This is a genomic window from Pseudovibrio sp. FO-BEG1, assembly GCF_000236645.1.
Taxonomy (GTDB): domain Bacteria; phylum Pseudomonadota; class Alphaproteobacteria; order Rhizobiales; family Stappiaceae; genus Pseudovibrio.
Window position 1 is genome coordinate 99,235 of sequence record NC_016646.1, and the last position, 20,878, is coordinate 120,112.

The 20,878-nt window shown below is 49.8% G+C and carries 17 protein-coding genes; 15 read left to right on the forward strand and 2 right to left on the reverse strand.

Annotation, left to right across the window (positions count from 1 at the left end):
• Positions 1 to 29: 29 nt before the first annotated feature.
• Positions 30 to 1,013: a tripartite tricarboxylate transporter substrate binding protein gene (locus PSE_RS25125; protein ID WP_041769190.1), complete on the reverse strand. Its 984-nt coding sequence runs from the start codon at positions 1,011 to 1,013 to the stop codon at positions 30 to 32.
• 108 nt (positions 1,014 to 1,121) lie between these two features.
• Here PSE_RS25125 and PSE_RS25130 point away from each other — a divergent pair, with 108 nt between their 5' ends.
• The 7 genes from PSE_RS25130 (at position 1,122) to PSE_RS25165 (ending at position 9,171) form a co-directional block, all read left to right on the forward strand.
• Complete coding sequence (locus tag PSE_RS25130) at positions 1,122 to 1,787, forward strand: response regulator transcription factor (RefSeq protein WP_014290208.1); 666 nt, start codon at positions 1,122 to 1,124, stop codon at positions 1,785 to 1,787.
• Positions 1,784 to 3,169: a sensor histidine kinase gene (locus tag PSE_RS25135; protein ID WP_014290209.1), complete on the forward strand. Its 1,386-nt coding sequence runs from the start codon at positions 1,784 to 1,786 to the stop codon at positions 3,167 to 3,169. Before PSE_RS25130 ends, PSE_RS25135 begins: the two co-directional genes overlap by 4 nt.
• The gene (locus PSE_RS25140; protein ID WP_041769191.1) at positions 3,139 to 4,176 is read left to right on the forward strand and encodes an ABC transporter substrate-binding protein; all 1,038 of its coding nucleotides are present in this window, start codon (positions 3,139 to 3,141) and stop codon (positions 4,174 to 4,176) included. The genes PSE_RS25135 and PSE_RS25140 overlap by 31 nt, the downstream gene beginning before the upstream one ends.
• An 81-nt stretch (positions 4,177 to 4,257) precedes the next feature.
• Positions 4,258 to 4,731: a GNAT family N-acetyltransferase gene (locus PSE_RS25145; protein ID WP_041769192.1), complete on the forward strand. Its 474-nt coding sequence runs from the start codon at positions 4,258 to 4,260 to the stop codon at positions 4,729 to 4,731.
• Between the two features lie 156 nt (positions 4,732 to 4,887).
• Positions 4,888 to 6,120 carry an MFS transporter gene (locus tag PSE_RS25150; RefSeq protein ID WP_014290212.1) on the forward strand — a complete coding sequence of 411 codons (1,233 nt, stop codon included), beginning with the start codon at positions 4,888 to 4,890 and terminating at the stop codon, positions 6,118 to 6,120.
• 156 nt (positions 6,121 to 6,276) lie between these two features.
• On the forward strand, positions 6,277 to 6,642 hold the full coding sequence (locus PSE_RS25155; protein WP_148266293.1) for a hypothetical protein: 366 nt from the start codon (positions 6,277 to 6,279) through the stop codon (positions 6,640 to 6,642).
• A 2,088-nt stretch (positions 6,643 to 8,730) separates the two neighbouring features.
• Entirely contained in the window at positions 8,731 to 9,171 is a 441-nt protein-coding gene (locus tag PSE_RS25165) for a hypothetical protein (protein ID WP_041769193.1), read from the forward strand.
• A 444-nt stretch (positions 9,172 to 9,615) separates the two neighbouring features.
• On the opposite strand, the gene PSE_RS25170 is transcribed toward PSE_RS25165, so the two are convergent.
• On the reverse strand, positions 9,616 to 10,341 hold the full coding sequence (locus PSE_RS25170) for an FCD domain-containing protein (RefSeq protein WP_041769194.1): 726 nt from the start codon (positions 10,339 to 10,341) through the stop codon (positions 9,616 to 9,618).
• A gap of 608 nt (positions 10,342 to 10,949) precedes the next feature.
• On the opposite strand from PSE_RS25170, the gene PSE_RS25175 reads away from it, so the two are divergent.
• The 8 genes from PSE_RS25175 to dctP all read left to right on the forward strand — a co-directional run bounded on the left by PSE_RS25175 (position 10,950) and on the right by dctP (position 20,827).
• Positions 10,950 to 11,942, forward strand: coding sequence for a TRAP transporter substrate-binding protein (locus PSE_RS25175; RefSeq protein ID WP_008548988.1), 993 nt, complete (start codon positions 10,950 to 10,952; stop codon positions 11,940 to 11,942).
• A gap of 94 nt (positions 11,943 to 12,036) precedes the next feature.
• Positions 12,037 to 12,582, forward strand: a complete 546-nt coding sequence (locus PSE_RS25180) for a TRAP transporter small permease (protein WP_014290217.1) — start codon at positions 12,037 to 12,039, stop codon at positions 12,580 to 12,582.
• On the forward strand, positions 12,582 to 13,883 hold the full coding sequence (locus PSE_RS25185) for a TRAP transporter large permease (protein WP_014290218.1): 1,302 nt from the start codon (positions 12,582 to 12,584) through the stop codon (positions 13,881 to 13,883). Before PSE_RS25180 ends, PSE_RS25185 begins: the two co-directional genes overlap by 1 nt.
• Positions 13,884 to 13,993: 110 nt before the next feature.
• On the forward strand, positions 13,994 to 15,460 hold the full coding sequence (locus tag PSE_RS25190; protein WP_014290219.1) for a UxaA family hydrolase: 1,467 nt from the start codon (positions 13,994 to 13,996) through the stop codon (positions 15,458 to 15,460).
• 27 nt (positions 15,461 to 15,487) lie between these two features.
• Entirely contained in the window at positions 15,488 to 16,957 is a 1,470-nt protein-coding gene (locus PSE_RS25195) for a tagaturonate reductase (protein WP_014290220.1), read from the forward strand.
• A gap of 41 nt (positions 16,958 to 16,998) precedes the next feature.
• Positions 16,999 to 18,417 (forward strand): glucuronate isomerase, encoded by a 1,419-nt coding sequence (gene uxaC / locus PSE_RS25200; protein ID WP_041769195.1) that lies wholly within the window; start codon positions 16,999 to 17,001, stop codon positions 18,415 to 18,417.
• A 16-nt stretch (positions 18,418 to 18,433) separates the two neighbouring features.
• Positions 18,434 to 19,450 (forward strand): sugar kinase, encoded by a 1,017-nt coding sequence (locus PSE_RS25205; protein WP_014290222.1) that lies wholly within the window; start codon positions 18,434 to 18,436, stop codon positions 19,448 to 19,450.
• A gap of 366 nt (positions 19,451 to 19,816) precedes the next feature.
• Positions 19,817 to 20,827: a TRAP transporter substrate-binding protein DctP gene (gene dctP / locus PSE_RS25210; protein ID WP_014290223.1), complete on the forward strand. Its 1,011-nt coding sequence runs from the start codon at positions 19,817 to 19,819 to the stop codon at positions 20,825 to 20,827.
• The last annotated feature ends 51 nt before the right edge of the window (positions 20,828 to 20,878 follow it).

Below are 20,878 nucleotides of genomic sequence, written 5' to 3' on the forward strand. Positions count from 1 at the left end.
TAAGAGCGCATCCCTTTATTTTTATTGGTTTAGAGGAAGCCCAGCTTCTTCATGAGATCGCCGATGGCCTTTTCCTGTCCTTCAAGGAAAGCCTGGAAGTCTTCGCCGGAATTATGGATGTTGACCCAGCCATTACGTGCACGCACTTCTTCCCACTCAGGGGTGGCATACATCTTTGCAATTGCTTCCTGATAAGCAGTCAGCTGTGCTTCTGGCAGGCCAGGCGCCGCGAAGAACCCACGCCAGTTGACGAAGGTGGTGTCGATGCCCTGTTCCTTCATGGTTGGCGCATCGCCATAGGCTGCAACGCGCTCGTCAGCGGTCACGCCGATGATCTTCACTTCACCTGCTTTTGCCAGTTCAACTGCCTCAGAGAAGCCCGTTGAAAGCGCTGCAATCTCGCCAGAAAGAAGGGCTGCCATTGCTTTGCCGCCGGCATCGTACGGGATGTACTTTACAGCAGTTGCGTCTTCGCCAGCTGCTTCCATCACCATGGCTGCAACGAGGTGGTCCATACCGCCTGGAACGGAGCCGCCGCCGATGGCCGTGCCGCGTTTGTCAGCTTTGTAGGCTGCCAGCAGATCGCCCATGGAGTTGATGGAACTGTCCTTGCCAACCACGATAGCTGCGTAGTCACCGATTGTGCCGGAAACCAGCGTCAGATCACGGAAGTTATGCGGGAACACACCGGTCAGAGAACGGATCACGATTGGCGTGGAGTTCACCATCAGCGTGCCGTGCTGGCTTGCTGCGTTCTCGATCAGATAACCGATGGCCTTGCCGCCACCGCCGCCGGACATGTTCTCGTAGGATGCATTGCCGACAAGACCGGATTTGGTCAGTGCTTCGCCTGTGCCGCGTGCGGTGCCATCCCAGCCGCCGCCAGCACCACCTGGAATGAGGAAGTGGATGCTTTCAACCACTGGCTCTGCAATTGAAGCTGCAGGTAGTGAGAAAGTCGCCGCGGCCATAGCCGCTGCCGCAACCAAGCGGCGCGCCCGAATAAAACTCATTTTGTCCTCCCATTTGACAGGGGCAGCATTTGTCGCCCATGACTTACGTGAAAACACGGAAACCTGACACAAACCTGTCACCTCCTTGATTTTTTGGGGAAGCTAAAGATGAGATTTCTTCTCGTTGAAGATAACGCCAAACTGGCCACCTCCATCGTCGAGCGCCTGACGCTGGACGGCCATGTAGTTGATCACGCTGCTGAAATTTCGATTGCTGAGGACTTTATCTCAACGGCAGACTACGACATGATCCTGCTAGATATTATGCTTCCCGACGGCGATGGACGAGATTTTCTAAATGAACACCGAGGGCGTCAGGATGATACTCCAGTTATTGTTCTGACCGCGCGCTCGGAGGTTTCTGATCGGGTAGGGGTGCTTGACCTTGGAGCCGATGACTACATCACAAAACCCTTTGATTTCTCAGAGTTAGAAGCCCGCTGCAGGGCTGTGATGCGTCGTAAATCCGGCGGTGTGACCAACGCAAAACGATTCGGTGATCTGGTGTTCGATTCCTTAGCCGGAACACTGAAAATCGGCAGCAAAACAGTGAGCCTTCGGAACAAAGAGCTGCGTCTTTTGGAGATTTTTTTCAGCGCTCCGGACGTTATTTTCTCAAAAACCAAGCTTGTAGACAGATTATTTTCATATGACGAGGACGTCTCTGAAAATGCCATTGAGGTCTATGTGGCCCGTCTGCGCAGGCATATATCTTCCTCCTCCGTGCAGATCATCACCGTGCGCGGGCTGGGTTATCGGTTGAGCCTGACATGACGTTAGAGGCCAACATCTCCGGCTCCATCCGCCGCCGTTTGACCCTGCAACTGCTCGGCATCGCAGCTGTGCTTGCAGCTCTGTTGTTTGTGATGGTGATGACCTATGCCAAGCAGGTGGCCGAAGAATCTCAGGATAACATCCTGTCCGCCTCAGCGACTTCCATTCTGGACAGCGCCGCCATTCAGAGCGGAGAAGTCACCGTCGACATTCCATATTCCGCACTCTCCATGCTCGGTAATGTGAGTGATGATCGCGTGTTCTACCGTGTTGTTGCTGATGGAAAGTACCTGACTGGATATGAGAGCTTACCCGATGCCTACACGGCGAAAGGGCGAGAGAACCACCGCTTCATCACCTCTCACTATCTGGGCGAGAGCATCCGTATGGTGTCGGCTACACGACGCCTTTCCAATGCATCCGGACCTGTCGAAGTCACTGTTTCTGTTGCTCAAACACTGAAGCGCCAACGTGAAACACTGGAGCGCATTTCCACCAACGCCGCTTACCTGGGTTTTGGTTTCTTCATTGCTGCTGCAGTGTTGGGGGTGTTGACAGCTCAATCCGCAGTTCGGCCTGTACAGACACTAGCAAATTCCGTTTCCAGAAGAGGCCCGCAAGACCTGCGTGCCGTGCAAGCCCCTGTGCCGGGCGAGATGGCACCGCTGGTTGTTGCGCTCAACCGTTTCATGGCCCGCTTAAAGAAATCGCTGACACGATCCGAAGAGTTCATCGCCGAAGCAGCCCACCGCATCCGCACGCCACTTGCAGTGCTGCGCACACAAGCTGAAATAGCCCTGCGCCGCGTGGAACGTCCTGAAAACAGAGCCGCGTTGAAAGAGATGATCCGCGCTATTGATGAAAGCTCGCGCGCGGCTGGCCAGTTGCTTGATCACGCCATGGTCTCCTTCCGCACAGACCATCTGGAAGTGAAGGAAATCAATCTGCTGGAGCTTGCCGATGAAACATTGGAACGCTTACGGCCTCTTGCAGAAATGCAGGACAAAACGCTCAGCTTGCATGGAGAGAAACCTCCCTTCATCAACGGTGATGCGATCCTCATCCAAAACGCTCTGAGCAACATTCTGGACAACGCCATCAAATACGCCCCGCAAGGGGAGGACGTAAAGATTACCGTCACTCATGAAGAGAAATGGGTGGTGCTCTCGATCTATGATCAAGGCCCGGGCTTTGCGCCGGAAGACATCGAGAAGCTTACGGAACGGTTCTCGCGCGGCAAAAACGCTGAGGACACCGTTGGCTCTGGTCTGGGACTTACTATTGCCGAAGAGGTAACACAGGCTCACGGCGGACACCTGAAACTTTCAAACAGAACAAATGTCAGAGGCGCATGCGTATCCTTCTATTTCCCTCAGTCCTGATTGTGTTGTTGGTGTCGCTGGTTTCAGCCCGCGCCTATGAGATTGAGCAGCACAAGGTCTTCCCAGCCTCACAGGATGCGCAGACTCTACGCATCATCTCCAACTCCGACATCGATATCTTCGCCCCGATGGTGGAAGCCTTCCAGCGCAAATACCCGAGCGTCTCCATCGATTACACCGTGGTCAGCAGTACGGAGCTGATGAAAGCGCTCTATGAGGAACGGCAGGTGTTTGACGTGGCTATCTCCTCGGCTATGGATCTGCAGGTAAAACTGGCAAATGATGGCTTCACAAAGCCACACAGCTCCTCAGTTGCTGGCCTAATGCCAGATTGGGCCCGCTGGCGCGACCACGTGTTTGCCTTCACGCAGGAACCAGCCTCCGTGGTTTACTCCAAGTCCGCCTTTGAGGGGTTGGAGGTGCCAACCTCACGGCAGAACCTCATCTCGACCTTGCGCAACAATCCAGACCGCTTCCTCAACAAAGTCGGTACCTACGACATTCGCCAGAGCGGGCTTGGCTTTCTCTTCGCCACGCAAGACGCACGCACCTCAGACACCTTCTGGCGCCTCAACGAAGTGATGGGTAGCCTCAATGCCAAGCTTTATTGCTGCTCTGCGGATATGATCTCTGACATCACAACAGGCGATCTGGCTGTAGCCTACAACGTGCTCGGCTCCTACGCCTCAGCGCGAGCAGAAAAAGACCCTGATGTTGGCATTCTGGAACTGGAAGATTTCACCACATTGATGCTCCGCTCCGCCATCATTCCGGCAGGTGCAGAACAGCCAGAAATCGCAGGTGATTTCATTGATCATCTGATCACCGCCAGCTGGAGCGAGGAGGGCGCAGACTATTACCCTTACCCAAAGCTCAATCATAGCGAAGTGGCACCAAACCTGTCGTTACGCGCCATTCGATTGGGGCCGGGACTGCTGGTTTATCAGGATAATTTGAAGCGGAAGCACTTTTTGCAGGAATGGCAAAACGCAATCATTCAGCAGTGATAAGGAGATAAGCCTTTTTCTCTTTTCAGCTGACTGAGTTTGTGGCATGACACGCCTCCCAAATTCAGATGAGTGAAGTCCATGAGTGTTATGATCCGCCCGCTAGAAATCACCGATGCCCCACACTGCGCGCAGATCTATTATGATGCGATCATTATCGGCGCGAAGGATTACTACACAACGGAACAGCTCAACGCGTGGGCAGGCCCTCAACCCAACCCGGAAGGCTGGACCAAGAATCTGGATGGAATGACAGGTTTTGTGGCTATCAAAGAAGATGCCGTCATCGGTTTCATGACCATAGATATGGAAGGCTACATCAAGTTTGCATTTGTTAGCCCGTTTGAGAGCCGCAAAGGCGTTGCAACAGCCATCTACAACGCGCTGCTGAACTGGGCAAATGAGCACAACATCCCAACTCTGTCGTCAGACATCAGCCTTGCCGCCAGGCCCTTCTTCCTCCGTCAGGACTGGCAAGTGGTCCGCCAACAAGCTCCGGTGTGCAGAGGCATCACGCTTACGAATTTCCATATGACCAAAGCGCTGATCGCTTAGTTCACCACCTTCAGTCGGCTTACTGCTGTTACCGGCAAGGCATAGCCTTGACCCCCAAGCCCATATGGTCACTATAGAAACGCTTAACCTGCGGCTTACTCATTCAGCAGGCTGCATTTTGCTTATTGATTTCATATATTTTCTTTAGAGGCCACATTGTCAGACGCCACTTTAAAAGCCAGATGGGGGCAGATCAGCCTACTGTTTTCTGCAAATTTTCTGTCGCTTCTCGGCAATGGTTTGTCTGCAATTGCCATCCCGTGGTTCGTGTATGATTTGACGGGCAACGCCGTTATCACCGCAACGGTCGCCATTGCAGGACAACTGCCCAACATCATCGTCGGCCTCTTCAGCGGCCCCTTGATTGACCGCTACTCCGCCAGAACCGTGAGCATCTTCTGTGATGCTGTTAACGCTGTCGCAGTGCTGCTTATCCCGCTGCTTTATGCCGTCGAGATGCTGGACGTGGCCTTGCTTGGCTTCCTCGTCTTTCTGTCTCAGGTGATTGACGTTCCGGGGCAAACCTCCAAAGCTGTCATGATCCCGGCTTTGATCGACAAAGAAGGCTTGCCACGCGAACGGGTCAACGGGCTCAACTCTCTGCTGGAGACTGGCGCTGATCTTTTGACACCATCACTGGCAGGTATTCTCATCGCCGCTTTTGGCGCGACCACGGTGCTGCTTCTGGACTCCCTCAGCTTTCTGATGGCCCTGATGATCGTCTCCATGGGCATCAAAGCCAGCCATGTCAGCGCTCCGCCCCAATCAGAGCCACAGCCAACAAAAGAAGCGTGGAAGTGGATGTTCACCACGCCCAGCATTTTGAAACTCGGTATCTATGATCTGATCATCAACACCGTCGCCGTTTCCTTGTTGTCACTCGTCCTACCCGTGCTGGCAAACACGAATGATAAACAAGCTATCTGGCTGGGCATCTGGCTCACTTGCTTTGCCTGCGGAACCACACTTACAACCATCGCCTACACGGTTCTGGGCCACCGCATCTCATCTCTCCGCTTGCTGCAGCTCACACCAATCGGCCAGGCCATTGGCCTTGGCCTCCTGCTTTGGGTGTTCGCTGACATGGCCAACACGAACCTCACCTCAACGACTGGCATCATCGCCGCACTGGGAATGTTCCTCTACGGCCTAAACCTCGGTGTCGGAAGCGTGGTTGACGCAACCGTGCTCCAGAAACTCGTCCCTGAAGCTAAACGCGGCACCGTCTTCTCCACCTTCTCCTCCCTCCGCTACACCGGCGTCCCCCTAGGCCTCCTCCTCAGCGGCATCCTCCTGGAACAAAACAACCCAATAACGTTATTCAGCACATTCATAGGTTTGCTGCTGGTGAATGCTGTGATTTGGCTGTGGGGCAGATTGGAAGTGTGAGGAAGGTGGTTTTTAGAGCAGACACCCCTAGGTTCCATAAGATACCTTCTGCGAAATAGAGTTTGTTAAGCGGTACTTTTGCCCTCCAACCTCTTATAATTGCGGATTAAAGCAAGAACATAGATCCTGCGTTATAGCTTTCGGAGGATCTCTACCGTGATATTTGCTTCAGAACGGTATTCTTGGTCAGTAAAGATACATGTTCGATCAGATGGTGAGCGCCTGCCGATGGTCGTCAATGGCAATGGTGTTCCAGTTCACTATCCGACCTGCCTGATCCTTTCAAAGCGCAGCAGAAGCTTAGCGTCAGCTTCCTTGCGTGCCGTTGCGACTGATCTGGTTCATTTGGGCCAGTGTACCATCCGAATGGGGATTGATCTGAATGAGCGCCTTGAAAATGTCATGTTTGGCTTGGTTCAGGTTATGCTCGGGAGCGTGGGATGGGTGGTTATGAGTAATTCTACTTCTGATCTTGAACCAACTCCGGCGGCAGAAATGACTCGAAGAGCATCACAGCTTTAAGGCCTCGCGCGAGACAGTACATGAATAGATGATCGTGGCCAGGAACAGGCTTAATTAAGCGCAGCGGCACAAGTTTAACCAACTGCAGAAACACAGCGAAGCCTACTGTGAGCTTATCCAGATAAATGGAAGCAATATCCGCCGGTTCGAAGATCGCGGTGAGACACGCCCCTATTCATCTTTGTCGATGATGCGATGTCAAACTGAATGCACCTGCAGTTTGTGCCCTCAGAAAGTACGATTTCTTAATTTCCGCCGTCGAACAGTATTTAGATAAAGATGGCCGCCAGAGGTGTTTTGATCTGACAAACGCAGCGTGTTTAAGATGGTTGATGCTGAGGCCAAAGGCGGTGCTCGCATGACCTAGTTTCGCCATGCCCTGGCAGAGCCTAGCATTGAGATTTTGTACGCCAATACCTCGCTGGTCAAGTGCCGATGGTATGCACCTGCCGGCCCCTGCAGGATCGTTGGTTAAGTAACTGCGTCTTGCCGGACACAGTGACATGGAAGCAGGCAATGCGTTCCTAGAAGGGTTCACAGAACGCTTTTGTGCCAGATTTACCAAGGTCACAGCTCACCCGGACATCCTGTATTGGGCGCTTAATATAGAACCGGACCGGTTTGCCGAAATCCTGTGCAGGCACGGGAAGTACTATGTAACTCAGCAGCCTGGAGCTCAATAACTTAAGTCAAAAGCTGCAAAGCAAATATGCCGACACCTACCAGTTTGCCGATAACCGCATGCAACTATGCTGGCAAAGCATGGTGTTGCCACAGAAGGCATTTGGCAAAGAAGAGCGCGTTACTCACGCCGTAATCACTAACAATATGCGTCCGGACGAAGGGCTTAACTTTATGAAGAAAGAACAAGAGGCCAGTCCTCCCCGAATGCAAGTAAAGAGCTTATCCGACAAAGACGGTTATAAGAAACGTGAGCGCAAGCTTGGACAACCAAGGCACACTCAAAGTATAGGTCGCAGCCGTGCAGAGTCTTTGGCTAACTAAGAGGAGTTCAAGTAAAAGCACGCCAAGCTGAAGTTATGAGGATACGTTGCCGCCCTTCCCTTTCAAGTTGTGTTCTAGTTGCTTGAGCATATAAGCCCATTGCTGATCTTAGGTAGAGTAAAGAACTTCGTGGGTGATGTAAGTCGCTTTCCAGCTCCTTAGGCTTTCAAAGTTCTGTTCAAGCACAGTCGCCTGGCGCACAATGCGTCAAAGACTCAAGCCATTTTCAGTGTTCGTCAACATACAAGCCGTAAAGCGACCTAACCTCTACCCTCACTAATTAATTATCAGCATCACAAAGATTGCTCGATGACGATTGCATTAGCTAATGTCCAAATGACCTTTGCCGAGTGTCCATGATCCTCTTCTCGGCTACATTCCCCTTCCACGTTTCATTGCTTTTAGCAAAAAGACGTTCAACTTCTTTTTGTTGTGAAGATTCAAAAGTATAAATAATTTCAGCCAATAAATGATTGGAAAGCCGACCTAAGAAGGTTCGAACTAGATGAAATGAGCAACAAAAAATATAACCACCAACGAGACTACATAGGCTCAAAAACTTTTTTGTCGGCGACTATCGCCAAGGTACTCAGATTGTTTCCAATGGCGGCACATTGTCGAATAGTGAGGCCGGCCATACTGGCCAGTTCAACTGGAAGTGTTGAGGTGACAGGCAATGGTTCAAATTGAGTAAACTCAGACACTCTATTTGTTGGTCGCTATAGCAATAGCACGCTGACGTTTTCCAAAGATGCAACAATACGTGTGTCGTGGGAGGAACCGGCAGGATTCTAGCTCAACGGGTGCTAGCATTTTGAGCATCGGTGCTGCAACTTGAGTTGCTACAGTGGGGGCGGGAGTGCTCAACATTACAACTATAGTCTTTTGTCTCAGGACAAGTACTATCAACTTCAATCACAAGGGTACTAATTATATTTTGCCCCCAGATCGTTGGGAACGGAGTGGTCTATCAACTATCCAACACTACAATTCTGTCTATTTCCAACAAGGGCTACATTGGTGGTACGATGGCCTCGGAAAGAGCAATGGTTGTTGATGGCGTTACTAGCAATGCTTCGGTAGATGGGGACCCTTGTTGGGGTAAAGGCGGTTACCATCACTTCTGGAACTGTAATTGTGCCGGGCAATTCCACCGGCACACTAAATACGATATCGACCGTTTTCAATACCAATTTGGTTTATGAGGTTGAGCTGAACGATGGCGATACTGCAGCGAGTATCAATAATGATCTGCTAGCTGCCAATGACGCCACTACCATCAAAGGTGGAAAGGTGAATGTCTTGCCGGAGAACGGATCTGAAAACGGATCAACCTATATCGCTGGCACGGAATACACCATTGTAACAGAAGACGGCGGCATTAATGGAACACTTGCTTCCTCTATGCCAACCGACGATTTTGCAAACATCAATTTTCCCTGTCCTATGAATCCAATAGCGGTTTCTGACTTCAGAATTTGCTGTATCCATATTCTACGATTCAAGAGAAAAGGCACAGTCTGAAAACACCTCAGCGAGAACGCCTCTTTCCCTGAGCAAGGTTTTGGTGCCCGGGGAGCTAGAGTGGAAACCACAACACTGCAGGGCTTGATCGCTCAGTAAGCGAGTTGTTTGTGGATGGAGATATCCTAATCGCTGAGAATATCCGCCTATGAGCCTTTGGTGGTTACGATAATATTAGTTTCAAAAAAGTGCAAAGCCTCGATGCGATCACTTACAGACGCTCAATCTTAGACTATGATCCCAATGTCTATCAAACTAAAGTTAGTAGGCACTTCTGCACGAAGTTCGTTTTTTACAGAAGTCTTCGATCAGGCGATTTTAGTTCTTGACAATACTACTAGAATGCCTGCTGTTAACCCTTACTTTCTACAAGATCACATGGCTTGAGCTGTGTTCAAAACGAATAGTCACAGAGCATTTGGATCGCTATGTTTGAAATCGACCTCACTCCAACGCAGAAGATGCTTTGTAGAGGGTGTTTTTGGTGCTTTCTATGTGGTTCCACATGGCGTTGTAGGCGCGTTTGGGATCTCGGGCTTCGATAGCATCGAGGATTAGCTGGTGCTCCTGGTGCCAGCTGTTCAGGTCGTTCACATCAATATGCGTGTGCAGGTTTTGCCAAAGTGGGTTTGCTGTGCGGTCATGCCACAGAATCTCCTCCAGCATTGCCAGAACCGGGTTAGAGGATGATCTGGCCAGTGCGATGTGAAACTCTTTGTCCCACTTTGAATCGCGAGAACGATCTTCCACTAATGCGTTTTTTTGGATTCTTCTGAGTTCTTCTATGTCTTTTTGCGTTGCATTGATCGCTGCCAGTTCTGCAATCATGCATTCATAATTTTGGCGTGCCTCAAGCAACTCGAAAGGACCAGTACTTTTCAAATCAGCTGAAACTCGCGAAAGGATACTATCGAGCTCCTCAGGAGCCTGCTCCACCCTTTTGGGCTGATCACTCAGAATATGAATTCCCGAGCCCTTACGTACAGAGACAATCCCCTCAATCTCCAGCATAATAATAGCTTCACGTACCACGGTTCGACTAACACCGAGTTCCTGACAGATTGTACGCTCTGGCGGCAACTTCCCTCCAATAGCATATTCTTTATTTCTGATTTTCTCTTTGAGTTGCTCGCCGATCATACGGTACAGGCGATTATTAGCTTCAGTCATTCAAACTCCAGATCCAAGATCATACTGCGGAAGCATTTGCCTCCCAAGATAAGCTCAAAGATCCGTCTCCTCGAATCCAATGGTTTACACTGTCTTTTCAGGGATTAGCTCTCATCAAATTCAGCGATTAAAAAACAACATTCTCGCCAATGGGAAAGAACTCACTCTAAAATTTGGCTTCGATTTTAAGACAAAACATTCCTCTCTTCAATTGGTATAACAAAAAATCACTGTATTGCATTTCGGGTTTTAGACATCAATTCCACATCTGTGAGAAATCTGTAAACCGCTGCGACAAAATTCACCAATTTACCGCATATGATATTGATTTAAATAAATATTATTTGTCATACCAATATTTGACATGCCACCCAACAACCCCATTTTCTTGGATTTTTATTTGCTAACATTGGATTATTGGTATAACAAATTCAATAGCGCTAGACTCTTTGGACGGAGTAAGCGCAATGGGAAATAAAATCTACCAATCCGTATCGGAGGTTTTGGTCGAACCAATTTTACCACATATCCGCTTAGTTTCGGGCTGCTATAGATCAATTTAGCTAAGCATTATGAGGGAAGTGGTTCTTCCAAGAAGTTGGGATTACATGACTAATAAATACTCAAAGCTAGCACTCGGCCTGGTTGTTGCTCTACCTGCTGCATTTTCTTCTGTTTCTGCCTATGCATTGGAAGCAGTGACCTTGCGCCTCGCCCACAATCTGGACCCGAGCCACGTTGTTGCGCAGACACTTGAAAAAATGGCTGAAGACATGAAAGAGCTGTCTGATGGCAAAATGAAGCTTCGGATTTATCCGGGTGGTCAGATGGGTGGCCCTCGTGAAACGCTCGAAATGCTTCAGCAAGGCGCATTGGACATGACAAAGGGCTCCGCCAGTGAGATGGAATCTTTTGAAAGCGCATTCTCCGTCTTCAGCATGCCTTACCTTTTCCGTTCCAAAGAACACTTCAACCAAGTTCTTTTTGGTGAAGTTGGTCGTGAGATGATGCAGCTGCCGAAGGAAAAAGGCTTCCTTCCAATTGCTGGTTACGTGGCCGGTGAGCGTAGCTTTTACGCGGGAAAACCTATTCAGTCTCCTGAAGATATGAAAGGCATGAAAATTCGCGTTGTTTCAACACCAACAACCAACAAAATGATTGAGTTGCTTGGTGGTTCTCCTGCTCCGATCTCATTTGGTGAAGTCTACACAGCACTACAGCAAGGCGTCATTGATGGGGCGGAAAACAACGAGCCTTCTTATTATCAAACTCGTCACGTGGAAGTCGCAAAGCACTACTCTGAAGACCGCCATACCTCGGTTCCAGATTATCTCGTGATCGCAACCCAGACTTGGGACGCTCTTTCAGAAGAACAGCGTGAAATTCTTATGAAGGCTGCTGAGATGTCCGAAAAGTATGAGCAAGTTCTCTGGGATAAAGAAGTTCAGAATTCTCGTGAGAAAGCCGCTGCATCAGGAGCAACGTTCTACAAGGTTGATAAAGCACCATTCCGTGCGGCTCTTCAGCCTCTGTATGACGATGCCAAGAAAGATCCAAAGAAATACTCCTGGATTGAGCGCATCGAGGCTGTTGGCAAATAACTTCAACATGCCTGGAGGGGCACACTGTGTCCCTCCATCTTTCAGCAGCAACGCTTGAGTTGCACTCTCTTTATACCTGTTTTGGAGAGGCGTGATGCTTCCAAACAAACTCAAAAAGTTCATTGACGTGATCATTGCTGCTTTTAGCGTATCCGTCATGGCCCTGCTGGTGGTGTGTGTCACCTGGCAGGTTGTGAGCCGCTATATACTTGGCCAACCAAGCACATTCACCGATGAAATCGCTCGGTTTTCGATGATTTGGGTTGGTTTACTGGGCGGGGCTTACTGTGTTGGGGCACAGCGTCATTTGGCGATTGACCTTTTTACTGGCCGATTGACAGGTCGCAAAAAGCTACTCTTTACGGCATACTCCAATCTGGTTGTTGGAGGCTTTGCTGCTGCCACAATGATTTTTGGTGGCATGCGACTGCTCCTCAAGGTACAGGCAACGGGCCAACTGTCTCCGGCTATGCTGCTGCCAATGGAGTACATCTATCTTGTTCTCCCCTTAAGCGGCGGCGTAATCGTGATTTACTCTCTTCATTTTGCCATTGAAGCACTGCGGAACTTACTTGGTTTCGAGAAGACTATAGCTGCTCATAATCTCTCCGGTGAACTCGAGCAGGATGGAGTAGCGTGATGGAATGGTATGTTGCTCTAGCTCTGTTTGGGTCTTTCTTCTTTCTTGTCTTTACAGGCGTTCCGATTGCGTTTTCTCTCGGTGTTTCTGCAATCATCGCCGGCGCTATGATGATGCCTTTAGAGGTAATCCTTGCCGTCATTAGTCAGCGCATGGTCGCTGGATTGGATAGCTTTGCGCTTCTGGCAATTCCATTCTTCATTCTTGCTGGCGTGCTGATGAACAGCGGCGGTATTGCTATACGCCTGATAAACTTCTCTCAGATCCTGGTTGGCCGCATGCCAGGTTCGCTGGCACACGTTAATGTCATGGCGAACATGTTGTTTGGATCGATCTCAGGCTCAGCAACAGCGGCGGCAGCTGCGGTTGGTGGCACGATGGCTCCATTGCAGAAGAAGTCCGGCTATCATCCCGCTTATTCAGCTGCAGTGAACGTCACTTCCTGCATTACTGGTCTGCTCATACCGCCCTCCAACGTATTGATCATTTACGCACTCACTGCAGGTGGTGTGTCAGTTGCAACACTATTTATGGCTGGTTACCTGCCGGGTATTCTCATGGGGCTGAGCCTCATGATGGTTGGTAGTTTCATCGCAAAACGACGCGGGTATCCGGTCGCCGAGCGCCCAACTCTCAAGCAAGCCTTGAAAGTGACGTGGGATGCGATACCAAGTCTTTTGCTCGTCATTATTGTGATGGGGGGAATTCTGGGCGGCGTATTTACAGCAACTGAAGCCTCAGCGATCGCGGTAGTTTATGCGTTCTTTCTCTCTGTGATCGTATACCGCGAAATCAAACTTCATCAGCTGCCCAAACTGCTTTTGGAGGCTGTCGTCACCACATCAATCGTAATGGTGCTTATCGCAATCTCCATTGGCATGTCCTGGGTTATGACCCGCGCCGACATTCCTTATATGATTACAGATGCACTGCTGGCGATCTCTGAGAACCCTATCGTCATCTTGCTCATCATTAATGTGATCTTGTTGATCGTTGGTGTGTTCATGGACATGACACCAGCCGTTCTCATCTTCACTCCAATCTTTCTGCCAATTGCAAAAGATCTGGGCATGGATCCAGTGCATTTTGGGATCATGTTGGTCGCCAACCTGTGTATCGGCTTGTGCACTCCACCCGTTGGAGCGGCGCTGTTCGTCGGTTGTTCGGTTTCAGATGTCAAACTACACGACATGATCCGACCAATGCTGCCATTCTTTGGTGCTCTGCTGATTGCACTACTAGCTATCATTTACATTCCAGAGCTCTCACTCTTCTTACCGGGTCTGTTTGGCATGCACTGACCAGCATGAAGGATGCACTGTCACCCTTCAAACCCCTCCCTCAAAATCAACGAAAAAGCCCGTGTTTGTTGCACGGATAGACATGGTCTGGAGTCACCGTGAGATCCCATATGCAAATTCATCGCGATGATACTGTTCTCGTTGCTTTGAAGTCATTCAAGAAAAATGAAATTATCGAAGGCGTTAGCCTTCTTCAAGATATACCTGCAGGTCACAAGATTGCACGAGCTGACATTGCTGAAGGTGAGCATGTCATCAAGTATGGCGCTTCCATTGGACGTGCGCGCTCGGCAATCAAATGCGGAGAACATATTCACTCTCATAACTTGAAGACCGGACTTGGAACCGACGAGACTTACACATACGCAGGTGCACCAGAGCAACAGGAACGTGAAACAAAAGTTCCGCAGATTTTGGCATTTGAACGAGCAAACGGCGACATTGGCATTCGTAACGATCTATGGATTGTCCCACTTGTTGGCTGCGTAAATGGTGTTGCTCAAGCCGTTGCACGTCAGTTTGAGCGCAGCGAAGAACTTCCTGAAGGCACCCAAGTAACTGTATTGGCGCATCCTTTTGGATGCTCCCAGCTTGGCGATGATCACGTCAATACGCGCACTATCCTGCAAAATCTGGTCATGCATCCGAATGCAGGTGGCGTTCTGGTGATGGGGCTTGGCTGTGAGAACAACACGCTTACCGAGTTCCTCGAAAACCTGGAGATGTCCGATCAATCGCGCCTGCGCTGCATGGTCGCCCAAGAAACCGAAAATGAGTTCGAAACAGCATATCGCCACTTGCAGGATCTTGCAGGTATTCTGAGCTCCGACAAACGTGTGCCGGTAGGTGTTGATCGTTTGCGGATTGGTTTGAAATGCGGAGGCTCCGACGGGTTCTCTGGCATAACGGCGAACCCATTGCTGGGTGCTTTGTCAGATTGGCTTTGCAGCAGAGGTGGCGCCACGGTTCTTACAGAAGTACCTGAAATGTTTGGTGCTGAACGCATCTTGATGAAGCGCGCTGAAAACCAGTCCGTGTTTGCTGACATCGTTTCGCTGATTAATGACTTCAAGCAGTATTACATCGACCATGATCAGCCCATTTATGAGAACCCATCGCCCGGCAACAAAGAGGGTGGGATCACCACGTTAGAAGAGAAGTCTCTTGGCTGCACGCAGAAAGCAGGTACTTCGATCATTACAGACGTACTGCGCTATCAGGATCGCTTAAGCAAGAACGGACTAAACCTTCTGGAAGCTCCCGGAAATGATGGAACGGCGATCACGTCTCTGGCAGCCGCGGGCTGTCATATGGTGCTGTTTACAACTGGCCGCGGCAATCCTCTTGGGACTGTCGTTCCAACCGTAAAAGTCGCTTCCAACACTGAGCTTGCTGATCGAAAAAAGCACTGGATCGATTTTTCAGCAGGCACGCTGATTCACGACGATACGAGCTTGGATGAGCTGTGCACTGACTTTGCAGACTACTTAATGCAAGTCGCCAGCGGCAAACAGACACTCAATGAAATCAATCGCATGCAAGAGATCGTCATCTTCAAGACGGGCGTCACTCTGTAGCTGGAAACATCACAAGGAGATAGATTTATGAACCGTATCTCAGAGAAAAACCTGGCAGGTCGTCCTCGCCCAACACCAAGAGTGATCCAGTTCGGAGAAGGTAACTTCCTACGCGCTTTCATGGATTGGAAAATTGATCGTATGAATGAACGCGCAGGTACTGACTTTGGTGTTGTTGTGGTCCGGCCCATTGACGGTGGAATCCCATTCTCACTCAATGAGACTGACGGCGCATACACCGCAATCACTCGTGGGGTTGATCAGGATGGGAAACCTGTTTCTGATGTTCGTCAGGTCGCATGCATTCGAAAAGAAATGTCTGCAGTCAGTGAGTGGAATGAGGTTCTTGCCCTCGCGAGAAACTCAGACTTTACGACGGTTATCTCCAACACTACAGAAGCAGGCATCACCTATCTGCCTGACTGCAAGCTTCAGGATGAACCTCCTGTTTCATTTCCTGCAAAAGTGACGAGACTACTCCTGGAGCGCTTCAATAGCTGCGGTGCCTCAGACGTGCTTGGTTTTCAGTTCTTGCCATGTGAGTTGATAGAAAAGAACGGAGACACTCTTGAAGAGATTGTCCTCCAGCATGCTCGTGATTGGAATCTGCCTACAGAGTTTATCAACTGGGTCAGAACACATTCCGCATTTTACAACACGCTCGTCGACTGCATTGTTCCAGGTTATCCTCGTGATGAGGCGAAGACATTTGAGGCAGAGCTTGGCTATGAAGACCCTTTGATGGTCACAGCAGAGCTCTTTCATTTTCTTGTTATCGAGAAACGAGAAGATCAACCTGAGTTGCTCTTGCCTTTGGGAGAGTATGATGACGGCACACTGATAACTTCCAATGCAGATGGCTACAAAGAGCGAAAGGTGGCAATCCTCAATGGCGCTCACACTGGGTTTTGCCCGCTCGCATTACTTTCTCAAACTGAAACCGTGCAGTCAGCAATCGAACATCCTGTCGGCAGGGCATTTCTGGAAGGTATGTTGCAGGATGAAATCATCCCATTCCTCTCATTGCCAAAAGACGAACTGAGCGCATTTAGCGACGAAGTGCTGCGCCGCTTCTCCAACCCATATATCAAGCATCGCTGGCACGACATATCGCTCAACGGCATTGCAAAGTTTCAAACCCGAAATCTTCCGCGATTTGAAAGCTATACTGCCGCCAAGGGCAAGCCTCCTCGATACATGGCACTTTCTCTTGCTGCGTGGCTGACTTTCTATACCGGCGCCTTCAAGCACGCTGAGGAGTTTCCTGCCCGTGACTCTGACGAAGTCCTCGAGCGTTTTAAGACGCTCAACACTCTGCAAGATACAGAAGGCACAGACACTATGATCCGAGCGTTTCTCAATGAAGAAGCGTTCTGGGGCAAGTCTATTGCAAGTGATGCTCTAGTGGCTTTGATACTTGAAGCGCTTGCTTTCCTTCAAGCTGAACCATTCACGCTTGATCGCCTAGCGGATTGGACTGGTACTGCATCCTCCTAACTGTTTCAGACCCCGATATTTCTCCAGCTGAAAGTATCAAAATGACCACTTTTCTAACTGACGATTTCCTTCTGCATTCTGAAGTTGCACGCGAGCTTTATCATGACTTCGCGAAGGAAATGCCGATCATTGATTACCATTGCCATCTGCCACCAGAGCAAGTTGCTGACGACTATCAGTTCGCAAATCTAGGAGAGATCTGGCTCAAAGGAGACCACTACAAATGGCGCGCTATGCGTGCCAATGGTGTTGAAGAGAAGTATTGCACTGGCAAAGACATATCTGACCGTGAAAAGTTCCAGAAATGGGCTGAAACTGTACCAGCAACCATCGGCAACCCGCTTTATCACTGGACACACTTGGAGCTACGCCGCCCCTTCGGAATTGATGATAGTTTGTTAAATGGCGCTACAGCTGAGAATATTTGGAACCGTGCAAATGAAATGCTGGCCTCACCGGAGTTTTCAGCACGCTCCGTCATGAGAAAAATGAATGTGCGTATGGTCGGTACAACTGATGATCCAATTGATGATCTAAGGGCGCATAAGAAAACAGCGGAAGACAATAGTTTTTCTATTAGGATGAACCCATCCTGGCGCCCCGATAAGTCATTTCTGATCAACGCAACGGGCTATGTCGATTACATCGCCAAGCTCTCTGAAGTGTCTGATACTGAAATCAATAGCTTCGCAGAATTGTGTGCTGCACTGTCTAAGCGGCTAGACCACTTTGCAGAGCACGGCTGCACAATATCCGATCATGCTCTCGATACAGTTGTTTATGAAGAAGCTTCTGAGGCTGAGCTCAACAACATCCTTTCAAACCGCCTTTCCGGTTCCTTCGTCAGTGAAAAAGAAGCCGCAGCATTTAAAACAGCCGTCTTGATCTATCTGGGCAAAGAATATGCGCACCGCGGTTGGGCCATGCAGTATCACATTGGTGCACTTCGCAATAACAGCTCCCGTATGTTGAGCCTGTTGGGACCAGATACTGGCTTCGACAGCATCAATGACGGCCTGATTGCGCAGCCACTCAGCAGACTGCTCAATAAGCTTGATGAAGAAGATGCTCTGCCGAAAACAATCCTTTACGCACTTAATCCAAGAGACAATGAAGTACTTGCAACCATGTGCGGCAACTTCCAGGGTGGTGGGATTCCAGGCAAAATTCAGTTTGGGTCTGGCTGGTGGTTTAACGACCAAAAGGACGGTATGTTACGTCAGATGGAGCAGTTATCCCAACTTGGCCTGCTGTCACGTTTCATAGGAATGCTGACAGATAGTCGATCTTTCTTGTCGTACACCCGCCACGAGTACTTCCGTCGCATCCTCTGTAACATGATCGGCACCTGGGTGATTGATGGCGAAGCACCAAAAGATATGAAGCTGCTTGGTGGCATGGTTCAGGATATCAGTTTCAACAATGCAAATCGCTATTTTGAACTGAATATCACTCTCTAAAATTGATACAGCCAACATGATCACAGGCATCGTTGGCTGTTCATTTTTCCACCTTTTGCTGATGTTGTGTACGGGCCTCTCAATGTTAAAATCAAAAAGAAAATCCATCGCTTGCATTGGAGAATGCATGCTGGAACTTGCTCCAACAGCAAACGGTTTGTTCAAGCAGTCTTTTGCTGGAGACACTTTCAATACTGCAGTTTATCTGGCGCGTCAGTTCGGTGACGAACTGGATGTTTCCTTCATCACAGGTGTTGGATGTGACACATACAGTCAAAAAATGGTCACTGCATTTGAAAGCGAAGGTATACGTACGAATGCGCTTCAATGCATTGAGGGGCGTACGCCCGGCCTTTACATAATCGAAAACGACGCTTCTGGTGAGCGCTACTTCCATTATTGGCGCTCAGCATCTGCCGCCCGCCATATGTTTGATGGCTGGAACTCCGCAAGAATTGCAGAGCTATTAGTATCCTATGACAGCCTGTACCTCTCCGGTATATCGCTCGCCATACTAGATGAAGCACAACGACACAATCTGATTGAAGCACTGCGTGTTGTAAAACCACATTGCCTCATTGCCTACGACCCCAACTACCGGGCAGACCTGTGGCCTGATAATGACATCTGCCGTCAAGCCAACAAACAACTCGCAAAGCTAGCTGATATCGCGCTTGTCTCAAAGGAAGATCACATCACTCTTTGGGAACAGACATCAAAAGATATGATCGCAACCACTTGGTCTTCATGGGGTTCAACAGAGGTTGTCGTAAAAGATGGCGGCAATGATTGTTTGATCTTGATGGACGGAGAGAAAACCACCGTCTCCCCACAAAGCTGCATTATCCCAATCGACACCACCGGAGCAGGAGACGCGTTTGCCGCAGGATATGTTGGTTCAAGATTGTTAGAGCGAACAACATCTGAAGCAGCGAAAGAGGCTCATTCCATCGCGGCTAAGGTAGTTCAGTTTAAGGGGGCGCTTGCAAGTCACAAGACAGCTGCACCCAATGGAAACTCAAACTGTATATAAGCAGGTATGCGGATGCGGGGTATGGTTTTGGGGGTGGAGAGGATGAGCGGAGTTAAGGCATTGGGCCTTGGTTTTGCTGGAAGCTTCACTTGCTTTGGTTGGGAACCGTAGCAGGAGTGTGAAGAGAACTGGAACTGATCCGGGGCAGTGGCGACAAGTGCGCGAACCCCGCAGCGGCTTTCGTTGATGAGCCAAATTAAGCTACGAGCAAATGCTCTGGTGTTAGATCAGTCTGTCTGCATACCTTCGCAAATGTTTGTCTTGTTCATCTGGAAAGATCCTTTCCGGAAATGAGGTGTCGTGTCTCCCGTTCTGCGGTCTCTGACTGAAGCAACATAAAAAGCTGCTTTCAGAAAGGGAGAGGATATGATTGGGGCACTTAAGAGATTTTCACGCACAACGGCATTGGCTCTGTCACTTGGCATGGCTGGATTCGCTGGTGGACAGGCGCAAGCGGAAGAAAGCCTGATCTTGGCACATGCGATGAATACAGATCACGTATTCCACGCGCTTTCCGAGCGTTTTATGGGAGAGCTGGACGGTAAAGCCATCAACATTGATTATCATCCTGGTGGCGATCTCGGAGACTGGACCTCCCTATTTGAGCAGTCCATGCAGGGTGTTGTGCCAATGAGCCTCACATGGGGTGCATCTGAGTTTGATGGCCGGTTGGATCTCGCTTACCTCGGCTACGTGGTTTCCAATTGGGAGCAGGCGCAGAGGCTTTATGGCCCGGGCTCAGATATGCTGGATATCTACAACGGTATCCTTCATGAACTCGGCTTGCATGCGGTTGGGATTATTCCAACGGATTTTGGTTCTGTCGTGATCCGCAAAGGCGTTAGCAAGGTGCCGGTCAATTTTCCTGCTGATGCCAATGGTTTGAAGATCCGTGTTCCGGGTCTGCCGATGGCAGTGGAACGCTTCAACAATCTGGGCTTTTCCGCTGTGCCGATCCCACTGGCAGAGGTTTACACCGCCCTTCAGCTTGGTACGGTCGATGCGCGTTCATTCTCAACCGCGGTTGAGACTTACTCACTGCGTGACGTTCTGGAAACCAACATCCTCACCAATGACTATTTCGAGCACGCCTTCTGGCTAGTGAACAAGGACTGGTGGGAAGGCCTTGAGACGACTGATCGTGAAGCCCTGCAAACTGCGATCGACACCACACTTGAGTGGTCTTGGGGAGAAGCGCAAGCAAAGAGTGAAGAGTTCCTGCAAAAAGCCAGAGATGCCGGGATCAAGGTGGTTGAACTGGATGATGCCCAGCTGGCAGCTGCACGCAAGATTGCTCATGAAACGGAATGGCCAGCCATGGAGAAAATTATTGGCTCTGAGATCATGAGCCAGATCCGCCAAGCTGCTGCAAACTAATAATAATTGAAGAGAAGGCCGGAGCGTGCTCCGGTCTTCGGTTGGGAGGCA

Bases quoted from the DNA above. Each gene is read 5' to 3' on its own strand.
- PSE_RS25185 (WP_014290218.1), top strand. From the start codon at position 12,582: ATGGAATGGTATGTTGCTCTAGCTCTGTTTGGGTCTTTCTTCTTTCTT.
- PSE_RS25195 (WP_014290220.1), top strand. From the start codon at position 15,488: ATGAACCGTATCTCAGAGAAAAACCTGGCAGGTCGTCCTCGCCCAACA.
- uxaC (WP_041769195.1), top strand. From the start codon at position 16,999: ATGACCACTTTTCTAACTGACGATTTCCTTCTGCATTCTGAAGTTGCA.
- PSE_RS25175 (WP_008548988.1), top strand. From the start codon at position 10,950: ATGACTAATAAATACTCAAAGCTAGCACTCGGCCTGGTTGTTGCTCTA.
- PSE_RS25135 (WP_014290209.1), top strand. From the start codon at position 1,784: ATGACGTTAGAGGCCAACATCTCCGGCTCCATCCGCCGCCGTTTGACC.
- PSE_RS25170 (WP_041769194.1), bottom strand. From the start codon at position 10,341: ATGACTGAAGCTAATAATCGCCTGTACCGTATGATCGGCGAGCAACTC.
- dctP (WP_014290223.1), top strand. From the start codon at position 19,817: ATGATTGGGGCACTTAAGAGATTTTCACGCACAACGGCATTGGCTCTG.
- PSE_RS25190 (WP_014290219.1), top strand. From the start codon at position 13,994: ATGCAAATTCATCGCGATGATACTGTTCTCGTTGCTTTGAAGTCATTC.
- PSE_RS25165 (WP_041769193.1), top strand. From the start codon at position 8,731: ATGGGGACCCTTGTTGGGGTAAAGGCGGTTACCATCACTTCTGGAACT.
- PSE_RS25130 (WP_014290208.1), top strand. From the start codon at position 1,122: ATGAGATTTCTTCTCGTTGAAGATAACGCCAAACTGGCCACCTCCATC.
- PSE_RS25145 (WP_041769192.1), top strand. From the start codon at position 4,258: ATGAGTGTTATGATCCGCCCGCTAGAAATCACCGATGCCCCACACTGC.
- PSE_RS25205 (WP_014290222.1), top strand. From the start codon at position 18,434: ATGATCACAGGCATCGTTGGCTGTTCATTTTTCCACCTTTTGCTGATG.
- PSE_RS25140 (WP_041769191.1), top strand. From the start codon at position 3,139: ATGCGTATCCTTCTATTTCCCTCAGTCCTGATTGTGTTGTTGGTGTCG.
- PSE_RS25180 (WP_014290217.1), top strand. From the start codon at position 12,037: ATGCTTCCAAACAAACTCAAAAAGTTCATTGACGTGATCATTGCTGCT.
- PSE_RS25125 (WP_041769190.1), bottom strand. From the start codon at position 1,013: ATGAGTTTTATTCGGGCGCGCCGCTTGGTTGCGGCAGCGGCTATGGCC.